This is a genomic window from Microbacterium sp. ACRRU (assembly GCF_022346945.1).
Taxonomy (GTDB): domain Bacteria; phylum Actinomycetota; class Actinomycetes; order Actinomycetales; family Microbacteriaceae; genus Microbacterium; species Microbacterium mcarthurae.
This window is the reverse complement of the sequence record NZ_JAKRNI010000014.1, coordinates 40,554-57,656: the sequence shown is the minus strand read 5'-3', so window position 1 is coordinate 57,656 and position 17,103 is coordinate 40,554. Positions and strand designations below refer to the sequence as shown.

Sequence of the window (17,103 nt, the reverse complement as noted above, 5' to 3'; positions counted from 1 at the left end):
GACCCCGGACGGCGCGTGCGTGCGGGATGACGAACGACGGGGAAACGGCTAGGCGATCGACGGGCGCGGGGTCGCCGTGGCCGTCCGGGGAAGGGCGACCTCGCGCGTGCGATCCCAGGGCTCGGTCCACCCCAGGCGATCGAACATGCCGTCGAGCAGCGTCGCCGTGAAGCCCCAGACGACGTGGGAGCCGGTCGCGTGGGGCACGACGAAGGCCGGCCCGCGCCAGAGGCGGCCCTCGCGGCGGATCGTCGTCACTCCGCGCCGTTGCGGATCGAGGAGATCCGCGACCGGAACGCGGAAGACCGCCGTCGATTCGGCGGCATCGACGGCCCGTACCGGCGTCGGTCGATCCCACCACCCGACCACGGGGGTCACGAGGTGCCGCGAGTACGCGAGCGGCACGCGGGGCAGCGCCCCGATGACGCTCACTCCCCCGGGGTCGAGACCGGTCTCTTCCTTCGCCTCGCGGAGCGCTGCCGCCGCCGCGTCGGCGTCGCCCGGGTCGACCCGGCCGCCGGGGAAGGCTACTTGTCCCGGGTGAGCCCGCAGGGTGTCGGCCCGCGCGAGGAGGAGGACGTCGAGCGCGGACGGCACGGACGCGGACACGTGGGAGCTGGGCGCGGCATCCAGGGCACCGAAGAGGATGAGCACCGCGGCGTCGCGCGCGTCGCCGTCGATGGGAAGGGCGCGCAGCTCGGCGAACATCTCCCCCGTGGCATCGTCGACGAGGGCGCGGAGCTCGTCACGAGGGGAACGCATGGGTCGAGGCTAGCCCCGAGTGCGCCAGGGGGGCGGACTCGACAGCTCTCCCCCAGCGCGGGTCGCTCGTCGTCCGCCCCGATGCGCGTGGCACGTGTGAGGATGAACCCGGGAGGTGCCCGATGACCGAAAAGCTCCACGCCGTGACTCTCGTCGTCGACATGCCCATCGCGAAGATCGACGCGCTCGACGTCATCGCTTTTGCCGCGGACGGGGGCGTCGAGGATCCGGGCACGCCGTACCCGCGCGTCTGGCTGGCGCCGCACGCGTGGGCAGAGGTGGAGATTCCGAAGTTCGCCGACCCGCCCCCGTTCGCGATCGACGTCTACTCCGACGTTTCGGCAGAGATCGCCTGGGCGCAGGCTCGCCGTCTGCACACCGCGCTCGAGCGCCTCGGGTGGACCGTGGAGCCGCCCCGCGCGGGCGTGCGGTGACGTCTCTCGACGACCGACGCGCAGACGGGACGTCCTAGGGCGCCACCCCGACGAGTTCGCTGCTGCGGTCCCACAGCAGGCGCGCCAGGGCCGGATCGTCGGCGCGTCGGCTCGTCTTCGCGGGCTTGTTGTTGGCGTAGAAGCCGCCCGGATGCCAGTCCACTCCCGGCTTGCCCAGTGCGAGCCACGTGAGCCGGGCGCCGCCCACGTCGGTCGAGGTCATGAACCGTTCGGCCAACGGCCCGCCGTAGAGGAATTTCCACGAGCCGCTCGAGGTCGATCCGAAGCTCGACGCGATCACCCCCGGGTGGAACGCGACGGCGGAGAGGCCCGCGTCGCCGAAGCGCCGGTGCAGCTCTTTCGTGAACAGGATGTTCGCGAGCTTGGCGTTGCCGTACGCGGCGGAAGCGGAGTAGCGGCGCTCGCCCTGGAGGTCGTCGATGTCGAACCGGGAGAACAGGCGAGCCGCGGCGCTGGAGGTCTGGATGACCGACGCACGGGATGCCACCAACGTCTCGCGCAGAAGGTGGGTGAGCAGGAACGGAGCCAGGTGGTTGACCTGGAACGTGAGTTCGAACCCGTCGACCGTGAGTGTTCGCTCGTCGAAGATCCCGCCGGCGTTGTTGGCCAGGACATCGATCCGCGGGAACTCCGCCCGCAGGGAGGCCGCGAGATCGCGCACCTGCGCGAGGTCGGAGAAGTCGGCGACGAAGGAGCGCGCGCCGAGAGCGTCGGCGACGCGACGGGTCTTCTCGGGATTCCGACCGACCACGACGACCTCCTCGCCGATCTCCTGCAGCTGGCGGGCCGCGGCTGCACCGATTCCGTCGCTGGCTCCGGTGATGACGATCGTGCGGGGCATGTGTCCTCCTGAGGGTGTCGAGGCGCCACGTTAGTGAGCGCTCATGTGTCGGATGCGGGGGTTGCCCTCGGCATCCGGGACCTCCGATAACTCACAGCTCGCTCCCAGCCCCGCGGGACCAAATTCGGCGCGACGTGCGTTCTCCTCGGTGATGCCTGAACCGGGCATCGCAGGCGAAAGGATCACACCGTGACCACGGAGTACCGCAAGACGTCGGAGGCGCTGGGACGCCTGACCGACCGCCAGTTCGCCGTCACGCAGGACGACGCGACCGAGCCGCCGTTCCGCAACGAGTACTGGGACAACCACGAGGCAGGGATCTACGTCGACGTCGTGTCGGGGCAGCCGCTGTTCTCCTCCACCGACAAGTTCGACAGCGGGTCGGGCTGGCCGAGCTTCACCAAGCCCATCGACGCCGACGCCGTCGTCGAGAAGACCGACCGGACGCTGTGGATGACGCGCACCGAGGTGCGCTCGAGCGGGGCGGACAGCCACCTCGGCCACGTGTTCGACGACGGCCCCCGGCAGGCCGGCGGGCTGAGATACTGCATGAATTCGGCCGCTCTGCGGTTCGTGCCCGTTCACGAACTCGAAGCCCAGGGCTACGGGGCCTACCTGGCGCTCTTCCGCGAGAGCCGCGCCTCGTGAACCTCTTCTCCTTCTTCTCCCACCGCGATCGCAAAAGGAGCGACACCATGACCAGCGGACCCACCGACACCGGCGAGATCACTCGCCGCCCCGGCACCGAGACCGCCGTCCTCGCCGGCGGCTGCTTCTGGGGCGTCGAGGACCTCATCCGTCGCCAGCCGGGCGTGCTCGACACGCGCGTCGGCTACACCGGCGGACAGAACGACCACGCGACGTACCGCAATCACCCGGGTCACGCCGAGGCCGTCGAGATCGTCTTCGACCCGGCGAAGACGTCGTATCGCGACATCCTCGCGTTCTTCTTCCAGATCCACGACCCCTCGACCCTGAACCGTCAGGGCAACGACATCGGCACGAGCTACCGCTCGGCGATCTTCCCGCTCTCCCCGGAGCAGGAGCAGGTCGCGCGCGACACCATCGCCGATGTCGACGCGTCGGGGATCTGGCCCGCGAAGGTCGTCACGACGATCGAGCCCGAGGCGCCCTTCTGGGAGGCCGAGCCCGAGCACCAGGACTACCTCCTGCGCATCCCCAACGGCTACACGTGCCACTTCGTACGCCCCGGCTGGGTGCTGCCCAAGCGCGAGGACGCGACCGCCTGAGTCACGACAGCGGGGCCCGGATGCCATGGCATCCGGGCCCTCATCGTTCCCGGGACGGGACCGGGCGGTTGATACGGTGGCGGCACCATGGACATCCGTCTGGACGCCTCTTCGACGACACCGCCGTTCGCGCAGGTGCGCGCGCAGATCATCGCCCTGATCGACGACGGCACCCTTCCCACGGGCACGCGCCTGCCGCCGGTGCGCGCACTGGCCACGGATCTCGGTCTGGCGGCGAACACCGTGGCGCGCGTCTACAAGGAGCTGGAAGAGGCGCGCTTCGTCGAGACCCGCGGTCGTGCCGGCACGTTCGTGTCCGCGGGCACGGATGCCACGCGCGCCCGCGCCGTCGAAGCCGCGGCGACGTTCGCCCGCGCGATGCACGATCTCGGTGTCGAGGCATCCGATGCGCTCGACCTCGCGCGGGCGGCGCTGATGAACGAGGCGTGAAGCGCGCAAGCCCCGGCTCGCGCCCTTCGGGGATGCCTACGCTCGAACGGTGAGCGGATACGACGTCGTGGTGATCGGGGCGGGGCTGGCCGGATTGCGGTGCGCAACACGCCTTGCCGAAGCGGGACGCGATGTCGTCGTCCTCGAGGCGGACGATTCGGTCGGCGGGCGGGAGCGCACGGACGTCGTGGAGGGGTTCCGGCTCGACCGCGGCTTCCACGTGCTCAACCCCGCGTATCCGGGGGTGCGGCGGTGGGTCGATGTCGGCGCGCTGGCGCTCCGGCGATTCCCTGTCGCCCTCGGCGTGCGGCTCGAGGACGGCGTGGCACGCATCGCCCACCCCGTGCGCTCGCCCGCGACGGTCCCGGGGGCGCTCGCCAGCGGGCTCGTCCGCCCCGCCGACCTCCTCCCGCTCGCCCCGATGGGCCCTGCCCGTCCTGGCGAATGCCCGCGCCGTGAAACGTGGACCCGATCGCCGGCTCGCCGAAGCGTGGGACCGGGCGGGGCTGCGCGGGCCCCTGCGCGAGAGCGTGCTGGAGCCGTTCCTCGCGGGTGTCCTCGCCGACGACCGGCAGGAATCCTCCGACACCTTCGTCCGCCTGCTCGTTCGCAGCTTCGCGCTCGGGGCTCCCGGAGTGCCGGCCGCCGGGATCGGCGCCCTCCCCGCGCAGCTGGCCGACACCGCACGGCGCGCGGGGGCCGGCATCCGCCTCTCCCATCGCGTCACCGCCACGCGCCGGCACGGACGCGGGTGGCGCGTCGAGGTCGACGGGGCGGATGCCATCGAGTCCCGCGACGTCGTCGTCGCCACCGGGCTCACCCCCGGTCTGGACGTGCCCCTCCCCCGCGCTCGCGGGCTCCAGACGTGGTGGTTCGCCACCGACGAGCGGCACAACGACGATGCTGCGCTGCGCGTGGACGGCCTGCGGCGCGGGCCCATCGTGCACACCGCGATCGTCTCGAACACCGCCCCCACCTACGCCCCTCGCGGACAACACCTCGTCGAGGCGACCGTCGTCCTGCCGAGCGAGGCGACCGAGGCGGACGTCCGCCGGCAGCTCACCGAGCTGTGGGGAACCGACGCTCGACCGTGGCGGCTCCTGCGGCGCGACGACATCGCCGCAGCGCTCCCGGCGCAGGACCCGCCGCTTCGGCTGCGGCGTCCGGTCCGCCTGGGCGACGGGCGGTACGTCGCGGGCGACCATCGCGACACCGCGTCGATCCAGGGCGCGCTGGTCTCCGGGCAGCGGGCTGCGGAAGCCGTGCTGCAGGGTCGGGGTCAGCGCTGAGCCAGCGCCTCCAGCGCCGCGCCGGTGACCCGGCGGGTCGTCCACTCCTCCATCGCCTCGGCGCCCAGCGCACGGTAGAAGCCGATCGCCGGCTCGTTCCAGTCCAGCACCGTCCACTCCAGGCGCGGGTACCCCCGCGTGAGGCACTCCGCGGCGAGCGCCGACAGCAGCGCCACCCCGTAGCCGTTCGAGCGGTATCGCTCGTGCACGTACAGGTCTTCGAGCCAGATGCCGTGCTTTCCGGTCCACGTGGAGTAGGTGAGGAACCAGATCGCGATCGCCCGCACCTCCCCGTCCTCCCCGGCCACCACGAACGCGAAGGCACGCGGGTCTTCACCGAACAGCGTGGCGCTGAGCATCTCCACGGTGTTGTCGACGGCATCCGGTTCCCGCTCGTAGTCGGCGAGGGACTGGATGCAGGCGAGGATTCCCGCCTCGTCGCCGGGACGGGCGGGGCGGAGGACGGCGCCGTCGGTCAAGGCGGTCACGACCGGGCCTCCCCGCTGCCGGTGGCGACCTCGGTGCGCGCAGCCAGCGCCGGGTCGAGGGCCTCGCGCTCGTCGAAGACGAAGCAGTCGCCGTCCCAGTGCGCGTCGCCGTGCTCCGCGAACCAGCCCAGGATGCCGCCGTCGAGCTGGTACGCGTCCAATCCCTGATGCCGGAGGTAGATCGCCGCCTTCTCGCAGCGGATGCCGCCCGTGCAGAAGCTCACCACGGTCTTGCCGTCGAGTTCGGCACGATGGGAGGTCGCGGCATCCGGGAACTGGGTGAAGCGCTCGATGCGCCAGTCGCGGGCGCCGGTGAAGGTGCCGTAGTCGACCTCGAAGGCGTTGCGGGTGTCGACGAGCACCACCTCGCGGCCGTCGTCATCGGCACCGCGGTCGAGCCACCGGCGCAACGTCGCCGGGGACACCGCGGGGGCGCGACCGTCCTGAGGGCGCACCTCGGGACGATCCATGCGGATGATCTCGCGCTTGACTTTGACCAGGAGCCTGCCGAAGGGCACGGCATCCGACCAGCTCTCCTTCGTCGCGAGTGCGGCGAAGCGCGGATCGGAGCGGAGCGCGTCGAGGAAGGAACGAAGGGCGTCGGCGTCGCCGGCGAGGAAGAGGTTGATGCCTTCTTCGGCGAGCAGGATCGTGCCCCGCAGCGCCGCGGCCGCGGCGCGCTCGCGCAGCACCGGGCGGAGCGCGTGCGGCTCGTCGATGCGCGTGAACAGGTACGCCGAGACGTTGAGGACGGATGCCATGTCATCCAGGGTACGCAGAGCGCAAGGCGCCCCCGGGTGGCGCACGGGCCTCGATAGCGTGGCAGGACCGCTTCCCTGGAGGTTCCGTGCCCATAGAGCCCACCGTCTCGGTCGTCATCCCCGTCCGCGACGACGCCGTCCCCCTTGCCGCGTGCCTCGAGGCGCTCGCCGCACAGCACCGCCCCGCGGATGAGATCGTCGTGGTCGACAACGCCTCGACCGACGACAGCGGCGATGTCGCCCGGGACGCGGGCGCCCGCGTGGTGTTCTGCGGCGAGCGCGGCATCCCCGCTGCGGCTGCCGCAGGCTACGACGCCGCGCGCGGCGACCTCATCCTCCGGCTCGACGCCGACAGTCTGCCGGCGCCGGGGTGGATCGCCAGCATGGTGGAGGCGCTCGCCGATCCGGCGGTGGATGCCGTCACCGCCGGCGCCGTCTTCCATGACGGCCCCGAAGCACAGCGTCGTCCCCTGGCGTGGGCGTTCCTGGGCACCTACACCGCCTTCGCGTTCCCGGCGCTGGGCCACGCCCCGCTGTGGGGGTCGAACATGGCCTTCCGCCGCCGCGCGTGGGAGAGCGTCCGCGACCAGGTTCACTTGGACCCCGACCTGCACGACGATCTCGATCTGGCGTTCCACCTGGGCGAGCGCCACCGCATCCGCATTGTCGCCGGACGCCAGCAGATGCGCGTCTCCTCGCGCACGGTTCGGCCGCGCCGGTTCGCCAAGAGCTTTTCGCGCGGCATGGGGACGGTGTTCGCGCACTGGCCGCGCGAGATCCCGCCGCTGCGGTGGGCGCGACGACTGGGCCGTGCCCGCTGATGGGCGCGGTGCTGTTCCCGAACGTCGAAGCGCCCGATCTGCACGTGATGAGTTTCAACATCCGTCGTCGGTTCGAACGGATCACCTGGCCTCCCGAGGACCGGTGGGCCCTTCGGAAACAACGGCTGCGCGTGTTCCTGGGTGCGAACAGGCCCCACGTCCTCGGGTCGCAGGAGGCGTTGCCGGACCAGGCGCGCTGGGTGCAGGACTCGCTGGGCTCGTCGTACGGGCGGGTCGGCCTGGGCCGCGGGCGGGACCGCGGCGGCGAGGGCACCCCGATCTTCTACGACCGCGATCGCCTCGAGCTCATGGATTGGACGCAGGTCGCCCTGTCGGACACCCCCGCGGTGGACGGGTCCACGGGGTGGGGCAACACCATCCCGCGAATCGCCGTGACCGCGGGTCTGCGTGACCTCGCCACGGGCGCGCCGTTCGTGTTCATCAACAGTCATTTCGACGCCTTCTCCGCGCGCGCCCGTCGGCGATCGGCACGGTGGTTGGCGGAGGTCGTGGCCGGGGAGAGCCTGCCCGTGCTGTTCACCGCCGACGTCAACGCCCCGGTTCGCTCGGGGGAGCTGGCCGCGATGTTCACCGGCGGACGCCTCATCGACACGTGGTCTTATGCGCCGGTGCGCCGGACGGCGGAGTGGGGCACCTTCAACAACTACCGTCGAGCGAAACTCGGCGCGCGCCGCATCGATGCGATCCTGGCGACGCCCGATGTCGGCGTGCGAGCCGTCGGCATCGACCCGCGGCCCACGGGGACGAGTTGGCCCTCCGATCACCTTCCCGTCCAGGCGGTCGTACGGATCCCGTCGGCGGGAGAGCGATGATCGGCGCGCTCTACGCGAACCTGAAGCGACCTCCGCGCACGGCTGCGGAATGGACCGCGGATGCCGTGCGCGCCGCCGCGATCCTCCTCGTGCTGGTGTCGCTGTTCGTTCTTCCCGCCACCGATACTGCGGTGCTCTCCATGGCGCTGCCGGCGGTCATGCTCTCTCGCATGCTGGGCCTGCGCGCGGGACTGGACCTGCTCACGTGCGTGACGGTGATTGTGGCGGCCGGCAGCAACGTGCTCGACCTTTACCGGTCGTGGACGGGCTGGGATCTGGTCGTGCACGCCGCCTGCACCGGCGTTCTGGCGGCCGTGGCGCTCGTCGTCCTCGACGATTCCGGCGTCGTGCCGCGCACCGGCCGCCGACGGACGCCGATCGTCGTGGCGACGACGGCGGGGCTCGCGCTGAGCGCCGTGTGGGAGATGGTCGAGTGGTTCGGCTATCGCTTCATCACCGACAGCATCTTCGTCACGTACGACGACACCATCGGCGACATGGTCGCGGGCGGCCTGGGAGCGCTCGTGGTCGGCATCCTCGCCTCCCGCGTCCGGCTGACACGGGGCGATCGCGCGGCACTGTGACCGCGCGGTCGCCCCGTGGTCGCCTCAGATGCGGCCGGCGACGTCGCGCCCCACGAGATCGCCATCGGGGTTGGGCTCGCTGAGCTGCTCCCCCGGGGACGACGAACCCTCCAACGGCGGCAGCGCCGCCTCGACGCGCGAGCCGACCTCGGCATCCACGTTCTTCCAGTACTGAACCGCCCGCGCACGGACGTCGGCGCGCGTCACGCCACCGACGTGACCGGCGATCGTCTCGACGAGACGGTCGCGCTCCGCCGCGGACATCACCTCGCGCACGAGTGTTCCGGCCTGGCCGAAGTCGTCGTCCTCGGGGTGCAGCGTCGCCGCCGAACGCACGAGCTCACCGTCGCTCTGCCACCCGCCGTCGCCCGCGCGACGAGGATCGGCCGCGGGACCACCGACCGAGTTCGGCGCATACACGGGTACCTCCGGCGGGTTGTACTCGTAACGCATGGCGCCCTCCTTCGAGTAGGAGTGCACCTCTGTGCGCGGACGGTTCACCGGGAGCTGCTGGTAGTTGGTGCCCACGCGGTAGCGGTGCGCGTCGGCGTAGCTGAAGATGCGCGCCTGCAGCATCTTGTCGGGGCTCCCGTCGATCCCGGGAACGAAGTTCGACGGCTCGAACGCCGCCTGTTCGATCTCGGCGAAGTAGTTGCCCGGGTTGCGGTTGAGCTCCATCGTGCCGACCTCGATCTCGGGGTAGTCGCTGTGCGGCCACACCTTCGTCAGATCGAACGGGTTGAAACGGTAGGTCTTGGCATCCTCGTACGGCATGATCTGCACCTTGAGCGTCCACGTGGGGAATTCCTGACGCTCGATCGCGGCGTACAGGTCGCGGATGTGGAAGTCGGCGTCCTGGCCGGCGATCTGGTCGGCCTCGTCCTGGGTCAGCGTCTTGTGGCCCTGGTCGGTGTGGAAGTGGTACTTCACCCAGAAACGCTCGCCGTCGGCGTTGATCCACTGGTAGGTGTGCGACCCGTACCCGTTCATGTGCCGCCACGAGGCCGGGATGCCGCGGTCGCCCATGAGCCAGGTCACCTGGTGCGCGCTCTCGGGCGAGAGGGTCCAGAAGTCCCACTGCATCGTGTTGTCCCGCAGGTGGCTGCCGGGCAGGCGCTTCTGCGAACGAATGAAGTCCGGGAACTTGATCCCGTCCTTGACGAAGAACACCGGGGTGTTGTTGCCGACGAGATCGTAGTTGCCCTCGCTCGTGTAGAACTTCAACGAGAAGCCGCGGGGGTCGCGCCAGGTGTCGGGGCTGCCCTGTTCACCGGCGACCGACGAGAACCGCGCGAGCATCTCGGTCTCGACGCCGGGCTGGAACAGCGCCGCCCGCGTGTAGGCGGAGACGTCGCCGGTGGTGCGGAACGTGCCGAACGCACCACCGCCTTTCGCGTGGACGACGCGCTCCGGGACACGCTCCCGGTTGAACTGCGCCAGCTTCTCGATCAGGTAGTGGTCGGTGAGGGCGATGGAGCCATCGGCTCCGACGCTCTGGGAGTGCTCGTCGCTGGCGACGGGGGCTCCGTTGTTGGCGGTGGTGGGCTCGGTCATGACGCTCCTGTCATCGCGGTGGGGGTGCGTGCGACGCTACGCGGGCCTTCGCGCGCGGGCGAGCAGTTGCGCATCCCGGCCCGAGCGCCTACGGTCCGGCGTCTGTCAATCCCCCGCAGCGACCGCCGACGGCTCGCGAGCATGGCGGGACCGAACGAGAGGAACACACCATGTCGAAGGATCTGTCCAAGGGCGACCGCGTCAGCTGGGACACCTCGCAGGGCCGCACCCAGGGCGAGGTCGTGGAGAAGAAGACCAAGGACTTCCAGCACGACGGACAGAAATTCACCGCCTCGGAGGACGACCCCGCGTACATCGTGAAGTCGGAGAAGACCGACGCCACCGCGGCGCACAAGGGCTCGGCGCTGCGCAAGCTCAAGAGCTAGAGCCGTCGGCGTCCCTCCGTTTGCGCATCTGCGCGAGCGCGAGGGACAGCCGATGGTTGCCCGCGAGGACGTCTTCGTGCTCCTCGAGGAACGCCCAGTACGCATCGGTGAACACCGAATCCTTGGCATCCTGGGCCGAGGGCCACCAGGACCCCATCTTCTGCAGATACGCCCCGCCCGAGACGTAGGGTTTGGTCGCGACGAAGCCGCCATCGGCGTATTGACTCATCCCCATGACGTTGGGCACCATGACCCAGTCGTAGGCGTCGACGAACAGCGCCAGGAACCACGCGTTCACCTCTCGGGGCGCATAGCCCTGAAGAAGGAACCAGTTGCCCAGCACCATCAGCCGCTCGATGTGATGCGCGTAGCCCCACCGGTGCACGCGCTCGAGGACCGTGCGCACCGGAACGGGAACGTCTGCGGGCATCCGGCGCCCGGAGTACCAGTACTTCTCCAGGCGTCGTTCCAGCTTGAGCGCGTTCACCTTCTCCAGCTTCGGGTGCGCCCGATACATCCCGCGCATGTACTCTCGCCAGCCGATCACCTGACGCACGAACCCCTCGACGGATGCCAACGGGGCATTCGTGCGCGTGACCGCGGTGATGACCTCGTCGACGGTGAGGAGTCCGATGTTGAGCATCGGCGAGATCACCGCGTGGAAGAGGAACGGCTCGTCGGCCTTCATCGCGTCCTCGTAGCGACCGAAATCCGCAAGACGTTGCGCGACGAAGACTCCGAGCCAGGCTCGCGCGTCTTCCGGAGTGACCGGGAGCCAGAAGTCCGACGCCCGCCCCGGGTGTCCCGAGAAGCGCGCATCGACCTCGGCGATGACGGTGGCGGTGATCTCGTCCTGCTCCGTGTTCGGCAGCGGGGGGATCTCGATGCCCTTCTTCGGCAGCGGCTTGCGGTTCTCGGCGTCGAAGTTCCAGCGACGTCCGGCGGGGCGCGGGCCGTCCATCAGGATGCCGGTGCGCCGGCGCTGCCACCGATAGAAGTCCTCCATGAGGGGTGTGGGGTGATCGGCGAACCACTCGTCCACCTCCTCCTCCGGTGTCAGGAAGAGGGCGTCGGAGTGGATCTCGGTGTCGACATCGTGGTCGGCGCAGATCCGCGCGATCCGCTCGTCGACCGGACGATTGGGGTCGCTCATCCACGACAGCTCCGTGACCCCGTGCTCGGTGAGCAGTCGTGACAGCGCAGCCGCGAAGGTCAGATCGTCACCGAGACAGACGCGCCGCACCGTGCGGCCCTCCGCCTCGAGCCGCGCGGCGGTGTGCCGCATCGCCGAAACCAACAGCACGATCTTGTGCCGGTGATACGGCAGTTTCGCGAAGCGCGGCGCCGACTCGATGAAGAAGAACTCCGTCACGTCTCTGTCGGCGTACGCGGGATGCTCCTCGAACTGCTGAGTGGCGAGGATCAGTGCCGCCTTCATGCGCGCCGCCTCTGTCGCGCGGCATCCGCCCGGCACCCGCGAGAGCAGTACAGCACCTCGTCCCATTGGCCGCGGCCGCTCCAGCGTTTGCGATCGGTGAAGGGCCTGCCGCAGAACGCGCACGGTTTCGTCTGCCGAGGGGGTCGAACCATGCCGTCATGGTCTCAGCGCGCCCGGGCCCGGATCGGGGGCTTGCGTCCTGCACAAAGAGAGCTCTCGCACAAGGCCGGTGCGCACAAGCGCGAGCGCTGGTCGGGTGGATGCCATGACATCGACACCCGACAACACCCCCGACACCGCCGACCAGCCCGACGAGCTCGAGACCGCCGACCTCCCCGAGATCGACCACGGCACCGACGACGACGACGCCCCCGTGGACAACCCGTCGGGCGGGTGACCACGGGGGCGGTCCGTGCCGCCTCGACTCAGTCGGGCAGGTCGAACTTCTCGTTCTCTCCGCGAGGACGCTCGCCCGTGACCTTCGATGTCACCAGGGCCACCGCGGTTGCGATGCGACCGCCCGCGCTCCCCCAGTACTCCCCGCTCAGAGCCGAGACCCGCAGCAGGGTCACACCGGGCGACTCCGGCCCGTCCGGGAACCACGCCTCGACCGTCGTCGACCACAGCTCCTTGAGCTTCGCCGGATCGTCGACCACCTGAGCCTCACCGGCCAGCGAGAGCCACAATCCGTCCGAGCTGAACGACAGACCGACCTGGGGATCGCGTCGAACGTGCTCGACCGCGGAGGCGTGCGTCCCGACGATGAACCAGAGATCACCATCGGATTCGGTTTCCTGGACGGTCAGCGGGTGCGCGTGCAGATCACCTTCCGCCGCCCGCGTGGTGAGCATGGCGAAGCGGAACTTCTTGAGCATTTCGTTGAGCTTGTCGAGCTCGGACACGGTGTCGGACATGGGTCCTCCTCTTTCCGGTTTCCCCTCCAGACCACAGGGTCGGTCCCGCCGGCGGCTACCCGTTGACGTCGTGCCGGGGCTCTGCTCCGAGCGGCGCGAGCCGGTCGAGTCGGTCCGCGGCGTCGCGTGCTCGCGCGAGCCTCGCGTCCACCGGCTCCTCCCACCACCGCGGACCGCGCTCGCCGAGACCGTTCTTGGCCAGCCCGACGCGCTGCCGCGCGGCCGCGACGGCCGCCTCGTCGCCCGCGCGCGTGCCGGTTCGCACGGCCGCCCGTGCCCGGCCGAGGTGTGACCGCAGTCGCGCGGCGAGGTCGTCGCTCAGAGCCGGATCGGTGCGACGCCATCGCCGACCGTCGAGAACGATCCATCGTTCATCGTCCGTGGAGGCGTCGTCGGAGTCCATCTGCCCAGTGCACACCGGGGTGCCGCTTGAAAGGGAGCCATAGGTCCGCGCACACATCCGTGCTACCGTGGAGTATTCGTTCTGGGACTTGCTTCATCGACGTCCGCCTCATCGTTGAGATGCCGGGCGCGCGGCACCGAGCCGTCATCGATGCGATTCCCCCCTCATCTCCGCGCGACCCGCTCGGATCGACCCGTCGGTCGGCCCCGGGTCGCGGAAAGTCCGCGTGTCTGCTCTGCTCCCCCCGCCCCTGTCGTGGCGACAGGCCGATCTCGACGTCTTCGTCGCGACGGCCGACTCCGCCTACGCCGGTTTCGTCGGCTCCGTCCCCGAGGGCTTCGAAGCCCAGGGTCCGCGCGGCGAAGATCTCGGCATCCATGATTCCGTCGATGCGGCTCGCGCCGCCGTCGACGGCCACCGCGTTCGCACGACCCTCCCGGTCGCGCGGCGTCCCCGTCCGCTCCGCATGCGTCGGAGCGGCGCCCACGGTCGCAGTTGCGGCCCGAAAAGAAAAAGGAAGAACACGATGGCCACTGGCACCGTGAAATGGTTCAACTCCGAGAAGGGCTACGGGTTCATCGCACCCGACGACGGCTCGGCCGACCTGTTCGCGCACTTCAGCGCGATCCAGGGCAATGGCTTCAAGGAGCTGCAGGAAGCACAGAAGGTCGAATTCGACGCCGAGCAGGGCCCCAAGGGCATGCAGGCGGCGAACATCCGCCCCCTCTGAGCTCACGCTCCTCAGCGAAGGCCGGGTCGGTCGCTTCGGCGACCGCCCGGCCTTCGCCGCGTTCGAGAGGCCCGTCGCGGCGGGAGATCCGATGAGTGGTTCCGGCGAGTCTCCCGTGCATGCCCGTGTATACCGGTGGGCCCATACGCATCGACGTAGTGTGGGCCATAGCCCGGGCATTCGCTCCGGCTCCCGACTTCGGTCATCATCGCGAGGAGCATCTTCATCGCCTCCACCATCGCCGAGTCCCGCCTCGGTCCCGTCCGACAGACGTATTCCGGCACCACCGAATTCCCCCCGATCGCCAAGGCCTATACGGAGCTCTCGCAGGTCGTCCGTGAGAGCGGGCTGCTCGCCCGCACCCCGGTCTTCTACGCGCTCGTCGCCGCGGCGATCGCGCTCGGCTTCGGCGGAGCGATCACCGGCTTCGTCCTCCTCGGCGACAGCTGGTTCCAGCTCCTGATCGCCGCGGCCTTCGGCATCCTGTTCACCCAGGTCGCCTTCCTCGCGCACGAGGCCAATCACCGGCAGATCTTCTCGTCCGGACGTGCCAACGACCGTCTGGCGCTGTGGATCGGCAACGGAATCGTCGGCATGAGCCAGTCCTGGTGGGCCACGAAGCACACGCGCCATCACGCCAATCCGAACCGGGTCGGCAAGGATCCCGACATCGAGATCGACACGATCTCGTTCCTCGACGAGGATGCCGCCACCGCTCGCGGACTCCGCCGGTGGATCACCCTCCGACAGGGCTGGCTGTTCTTCCCGCTGTTGACGCTCGAGGGCCTCAACCTCCACGCACTGGCCATTCGCCACCTGCTCTCGCGCGGAGAGGTCAAGGGGCGCTGGACCGAGCTCGGGCTGATCGCGCTGCGCTTCGCCGTCTTCGTCGCTCCGGTGTTCATCTTTCTGCCGATCGGGATGGCCTTCGCTTTCCTCGGCGTGCAGCTGGCGGTCTTCGGTGTGTACATGGGGGCCTCATTCGCCCCCAATCACAAGGGCATGGCGGTCATCGCGCCCGGAGCCAAGCTGGACTTCTTCAGCAAGCAGGTCCGCACGTCGCGCAACATCTCCGGCGGATGGTGGGCGACGTGGCTCATGGGCGGTCTCAACTACCAGATCGAGCACCACCTGTTCCCCAACATGCCGCGGCCGTACCTCAGCCGCGCGCGCGAGATCGTGCGCGAGCAGTGCGCGACCCTGAACGTGCCCTACGTCGAGACGACGCTGCTGCAGTCCTACGGCATCGTCATCGCGTACCTGAACCGCGTCGGCCTCGCCGCTCGCGACCCGTTCGAGTGCCCGATGACATCCGCTGCGCGTCGCGTGTGACGTCGGCGGTCAGCGGCGCTCGACCTCGACGAGATCGAGCGACCGCACCGCCCCGGCGTCCAGTGTGAGCTGCATCATCGTGCACGCCGGCTGACGGCGACGGTCGGTGGGCGATCCCGGGTTGAGCAGGCGCAGTCCCGCGGGAGTCGTGGAGTCCCAGGGGATGTGGCTGTGGCCGAACACCAGCACATCGGTGTCGGGGAAAGCGGCATCCATCCGACGTTCCCGTCCGGCGGCGGCCCCGGTCTCATGGATGACGGCGATGCGGACACCGTCGATCTCGGCGCGCGCGACCTCGGGCAGACGGGCCCGCAGTGCGGGTCCGTCGTTGTTACCCCACACCCCCAGTACCGACCCCAGAGCCTCCAGCTCGTCGAGGACCGACTCCTCCACCCAATCGCCGGCGTGGACGATCACATCCGCGCGCGATGCCGCGTCTCGCACGGCCGTCGGGAGAGCGCGTGCCCTCTTCGGCACGTGAGTGTCGGCGATCAGCAGCACACGTGTCGTCATCGCGCCCACGCTACCCGCCTCGGGCAGGATGGCAGGGTGACCTCCCGCCGCTCTGCCCTCCTCGCCCTGCTCGCCGACGTCGTCCTCGTCGTGGTGTTCACCGCGATCGGACGGGCGACGCACGACGGCGACGTCCTCGGTGAGGGCGGCTCCGGTCTGCTGATGACGGCCTGGCCGTTCGTCACCGGGCTGCTGGCGGGGTGGGCCGTCAGCCGTGGCTGGCGACGCCCCCTGGCCCCCTTGCGCACGGGACTGGTCGTGTGGGGGCTGACGCTAGTGGTGGGGATGCTCCTGCGCGCGGTGAGCGGCCAGGGCGTCGCGGTGGCGTTCGTGATCGTCGCGGCGGTGACGCTGCTGGTCTTCCTCGTCGGGTGGCGCGTGATCGTCGGGCTGATCGCCCGCGCTCGCCTCACTCGCTCAGCGTGACGTCCACCTGGATCTCGGTCGCCAGACGCTGAACGTCCTCCACGAGTTCGTCGAGCTCTCCGCCCTCGGCGAGCGTCGCCGTCACGGTCGCCTCGAACAGTCGCCCGCCCGCCATCGCGGCATCCGTCGTCTGCGTCGACATCCGCTCGATGCTCGCCCCTCGGGTACGCAGCGCGCCCGTGATCTCGCGGACGATGCCGGGACGGTCGTTCCCCATCACGGTGAGGACCACCGAACGCGTGGCGGTCTGCGCCGCGCCGGCCGGACCGTGCACCGCCACCCGAAGAGTTCCGGCGGCCGCCTCGAGAGCGCCCCGCAGATCATCGGCCCGCTCCGGCGCCACCGAGACCTCGACGATCCCCGCGAAGGCGCCGGCCAGCTCCGCCATCTCACTGGTCTCCCAGTTGCCCCCGTGGGCGTCGACGATGTCGGCGATGGATGCCACGAGTCCTGCCCGATCGTCGCCCACCACGGTGATCACAAGAGTCGTCATGCCCGCCAGCGTAGTCAGCGCACCCCTGCTACGGTGAGGAAATAGACGGGTGACAGGGGGTGAGGAGAACATGATCGCCTCGCTGCTCGCCGCGGTGAATCTCCTCCTCGTCACGGCCGAGATCGCCCTCCTTCCCGCGGACGGATCCTCGTCCACGCCCCTCCTCGTGCTCGCTCTGGCGGCCGCGGTCGCGCTCACCGCGGCGATCGCGATGGCGTTCTTCGGTCTTTCGACGACTCGGCCGCCCACGACAGCGACGCGGCCCATCGATCCCTCCGCACCCCTCGCACAGAGCGACCCTGACGCCGCGGGCCACCCCCGACCCCGAGCGCCCGGACGCGCGGCCGCGGCCGCGTAGCCAGCCCCGCGCCGACGCCGGC

At 70.1% G+C, this 17,103-nt stretch carries 25 protein-coding genes and 1 pseudogene; 15 read left to right on the top strand and 11 right to left on the bottom strand.

Annotated elements, in window-relative coordinates; translation table 11 throughout:
• Positions 1-48 precede the first annotated feature (48 nt).
• Positions 49-762 carry a CoA pyrophosphatase gene (locus tag MHY30_RS08830; RefSeq protein WP_374204597.1) on the bottom strand — a complete coding sequence of 238 codons (714 nt, stop codon included), beginning with the start codon at positions 760-762 and terminating at the stop codon, positions 49-51.
• Between the two features lie 122 nt (positions 763-884).
• Between MHY30_RS08830 and MHY30_RS08825 the strand changes: the two genes are divergently transcribed.
• Positions 885-1,196 carry a hypothetical protein gene (locus MHY30_RS08825; RefSeq protein ID WP_239276516.1) on the top strand — a complete coding sequence of 104 codons (312 nt, stop codon included), beginning with the start codon at positions 885-887 and terminating at the stop codon, positions 1,194-1,196.
• 34 nt (positions 1,197-1,230) lie between these two features.
• Here the strand turns inward: MHY30_RS08825 and MHY30_RS08820 are convergent, their stop codons facing one another.
• Positions 1,231-2,058, bottom strand: a complete 828-nt coding sequence (locus MHY30_RS08820; protein WP_239276515.1) for an SDR family NAD(P)-dependent oxidoreductase — start codon at positions 2,056-2,058, stop codon at positions 1,231-1,233.
• Positions 2,059-2,247: 189 nt separating this feature from the next.
• Between MHY30_RS08820 and msrB the strand changes: the two genes are divergently transcribed.
• The 5 genes and pseudogenes from msrB to MHY30_RS08800 all read left to right on the top strand — a co-directional run bounded on the left by msrB (position 2,248) and on the right by MHY30_RS08800 (position 5,047).
• Entirely contained in the window at positions 2,248-2,706 is a 459-nt protein-coding gene (gene msrB, locus MHY30_RS08815) for a peptide-methionine (R)-S-oxide reductase MsrB (protein ID WP_239276514.1), read from the top strand.
• A 47-nt stretch (positions 2,707-2,753) separates the two neighbouring features.
• Positions 2,754-3,308, top strand: coding sequence for a peptide-methionine (S)-S-oxide reductase MsrA (gene msrA / locus MHY30_RS08810; RefSeq protein WP_239276513.1), 555 nt, complete (start codon positions 2,754-2,756; stop codon positions 3,306-3,308).
• Positions 3,309-3,395: 87 nt separating this feature from the next.
• Positions 3,396-3,758, top strand: a complete 363-nt coding sequence (locus MHY30_RS08805; RefSeq protein ID WP_239276512.1) for a GntR family transcriptional regulator — start codon at positions 3,396-3,398, stop codon at positions 3,756-3,758.
• A 49-nt stretch (positions 3,759-3,807) separates the two neighbouring features.
• Positions 3,808-3,960, top strand: a pseudogene (locus MHY30_RS15345) (FAD-dependent oxidoreductase); the annotation flags it as partial.
• Positions 3,961-4,213: 253 nt separating this feature from the next.
• Complete coding sequence (locus MHY30_RS08800; protein WP_308192654.1) at positions 4,214-5,047, top strand: FAD-dependent oxidoreductase; 834 nt, start codon at positions 4,214-4,216, stop codon at positions 5,045-5,047.
• On the opposite strand, the gene MHY30_RS08795 is transcribed toward MHY30_RS08800, so the two are convergent.
• Together MHY30_RS08795 and MHY30_RS08790 are read right to left on the bottom strand one after the other, a co-directional pair.
• The gene (locus tag MHY30_RS08795) at positions 5,038-5,535 is read right to left on the bottom strand and encodes a GNAT family N-acetyltransferase (RefSeq protein WP_239276511.1); all 498 of its coding nucleotides are present in this window, start codon (positions 5,533-5,535) and stop codon (positions 5,038-5,040) included. The genes MHY30_RS08800 and MHY30_RS08795 overlap by 10 nt on opposite strands.
• On the bottom strand, positions 5,532-6,296 hold the full coding sequence (locus MHY30_RS08790; RefSeq protein WP_239276510.1) for a sulfurtransferase: 765 nt from the start codon (positions 6,294-6,296) through the stop codon (positions 5,532-5,534). The genes MHY30_RS08795 and MHY30_RS08790 overlap by 4 nt, the downstream gene beginning before the upstream one ends.
• An 86-nt stretch (positions 6,297-6,382) precedes the next feature.
• Here MHY30_RS08790 and MHY30_RS08785 point away from each other — a divergent pair, with 86 nt between their 5' ends.
• From MHY30_RS08785 to MHY30_RS08775, 3 genes are read left to right on the top strand one after another with little or no spacing between them, the layout of a single operon-like run.
• Positions 6,383-7,117 carry a glycosyltransferase family 2 protein gene (locus tag MHY30_RS08785; protein ID WP_239276509.1) on the top strand — a complete coding sequence of 245 codons (735 nt, stop codon included), beginning with the start codon at positions 6,383-6,385 and terminating at the stop codon, positions 7,115-7,117.
• Between the two features lie 8 nt (positions 7,118-7,125).
• On the top strand, positions 7,126-7,950 hold the full coding sequence (locus MHY30_RS08780) for an endonuclease/exonuclease/phosphatase family protein (protein WP_239276508.1): 825 nt from the start codon (positions 7,126-7,128) through the stop codon (positions 7,948-7,950).
• Entirely contained in the window at positions 7,947-8,534 is a 588-nt protein-coding gene (locus tag MHY30_RS08775; RefSeq protein WP_239276507.1) for a hypothetical protein, read from the top strand. Before MHY30_RS08780 ends, MHY30_RS08775 begins: the two co-directional genes overlap by 4 nt.
• Before the next feature lie 24 nt (positions 8,535-8,558).
• Here MHY30_RS08775 and MHY30_RS08770 read toward each other — a convergent pair whose 3' ends face one another.
• Positions 8,559-10,088, bottom strand: a complete 1,530-nt coding sequence (locus tag MHY30_RS08770) for a catalase (RefSeq protein ID WP_239276506.1) — start codon at positions 10,086-10,088, stop codon at positions 8,559-8,561.
• 170 nt (positions 10,089-10,258) lie between these two features.
• Here MHY30_RS08770 and MHY30_RS08765 point away from each other — a divergent pair, with 170 nt between their 5' ends.
• Positions 10,259-10,474, top strand: coding sequence for a DUF2945 domain-containing protein (locus MHY30_RS08765; RefSeq protein WP_239276505.1), 216 nt, complete (start codon positions 10,259-10,261; stop codon positions 10,472-10,474).
• Here the strand turns inward: MHY30_RS08765 and MHY30_RS08760 are convergent.
• Together MHY30_RS08760 and MHY30_RS15425 are read right to left on the bottom strand one after the other, a co-directional pair.
• The gene (locus MHY30_RS08760; RefSeq protein WP_239276504.1) at positions 10,464-11,912 is read right to left on the bottom strand and encodes a cryptochrome/photolyase family protein; all 1,449 of its coding nucleotides are present in this window, start codon (positions 11,910-11,912) and stop codon (positions 10,464-10,466) included. The two genes, MHY30_RS08765 and MHY30_RS08760, sit on opposite strands and share 11 nt — an antisense overlap.
• Entirely contained in the window at positions 11,909-12,064 is a 156-nt protein-coding gene (locus MHY30_RS15425) for a DUF2256 domain-containing protein (protein ID WP_374204596.1), read from the bottom strand. Before MHY30_RS15425 ends, MHY30_RS08760 begins: the two co-directional genes overlap by 4 nt.
• A gap of 113 nt (positions 12,065-12,177) precedes the next feature.
• Between MHY30_RS15425 and MHY30_RS15165 the strand changes: the two genes are divergently transcribed.
• The gene (locus tag MHY30_RS15165) at positions 12,178-12,309 is read left to right on the top strand and encodes a hypothetical protein (RefSeq protein ID WP_275438246.1); all 132 of its coding nucleotides are present in this window, start codon (positions 12,178-12,180) and stop codon (positions 12,307-12,309) included.
• 28 nt (positions 12,310-12,337) lie between these two features.
• Here MHY30_RS15165 and MHY30_RS08755 read toward each other — a convergent pair whose 3' ends face one another.
• Positions 12,338-12,826: a pyridoxamine 5'-phosphate oxidase family protein gene (locus tag MHY30_RS08755; RefSeq protein WP_239276503.1), complete on the bottom strand. Its 489-nt coding sequence runs from the start codon at positions 12,824-12,826 to the stop codon at positions 12,338-12,340.
• Between the two features lie 55 nt (positions 12,827-12,881).
• The gene (locus MHY30_RS08750) at positions 12,882-13,229 is read right to left on the bottom strand and encodes a biopolymer transporter Tol (protein WP_239276502.1); all 348 of its coding nucleotides are present in this window, start codon (positions 13,227-13,229) and stop codon (positions 12,882-12,884) included.
• A 526-nt stretch (positions 13,230-13,755) separates the two neighbouring features.
• Here MHY30_RS08750 and MHY30_RS08745 point away from each other — a divergent pair.
• Positions 13,756-13,959 (top strand): cold-shock protein, encoded by a 204-nt coding sequence (locus MHY30_RS08745; RefSeq protein WP_026095524.1) that lies wholly within the window; start codon positions 13,756-13,758, stop codon positions 13,957-13,959.
• 219 nt (positions 13,960-14,178) lie between these two features.
• Complete coding sequence (locus tag MHY30_RS08740; RefSeq protein ID WP_374204598.1) at positions 14,179-15,291, top strand: fatty acid desaturase; 1,113 nt, start codon at positions 14,179-14,181, stop codon at positions 15,289-15,291.
• Positions 15,292-15,300: 9 nt separating this feature from the next.
• Here MHY30_RS08740 and MHY30_RS08735 read toward each other — a convergent pair whose 3' ends face one another.
• Positions 15,301-15,804: a metallophosphoesterase gene (locus MHY30_RS08735; protein ID WP_239276501.1), complete on the bottom strand. Its 504-nt coding sequence runs from the start codon at positions 15,802-15,804 to the stop codon at positions 15,301-15,303.
• A gap of 36 nt (positions 15,805-15,840) precedes the next feature.
• Here MHY30_RS08735 and MHY30_RS08730 point away from each other — a divergent pair, with 36 nt between their 5' ends.
• Entirely contained in the window at positions 15,841-16,230 is a 390-nt protein-coding gene (locus MHY30_RS08730; protein WP_239276500.1) for a DUF3054 domain-containing protein, read from the top strand.
• On the opposite strand, the gene MHY30_RS08725 is transcribed toward MHY30_RS08730, so the two are convergent.
• Complete coding sequence (locus tag MHY30_RS08725; protein WP_239276499.1) at positions 16,214-16,723, bottom strand: glycine cleavage system protein R; 510 nt, start codon at positions 16,721-16,723, stop codon at positions 16,214-16,216. The two genes, MHY30_RS08730 and MHY30_RS08725, sit on opposite strands and share 17 nt — an antisense overlap.
• 70 nt (positions 16,724-16,793) lie before the next feature.
• Here MHY30_RS08725 and MHY30_RS08720 point away from each other — a divergent pair, with 70 nt between their 5' ends.
• Positions 16,794-17,081: a DUF6412 domain-containing protein gene (locus MHY30_RS08720; RefSeq protein ID WP_239276498.1), complete on the top strand. Its 288-nt coding sequence runs from the start codon at positions 16,794-16,796 to the stop codon at positions 17,079-17,081.
• Positions 17,082-17,103 lie beyond the last annotated feature (22 nt).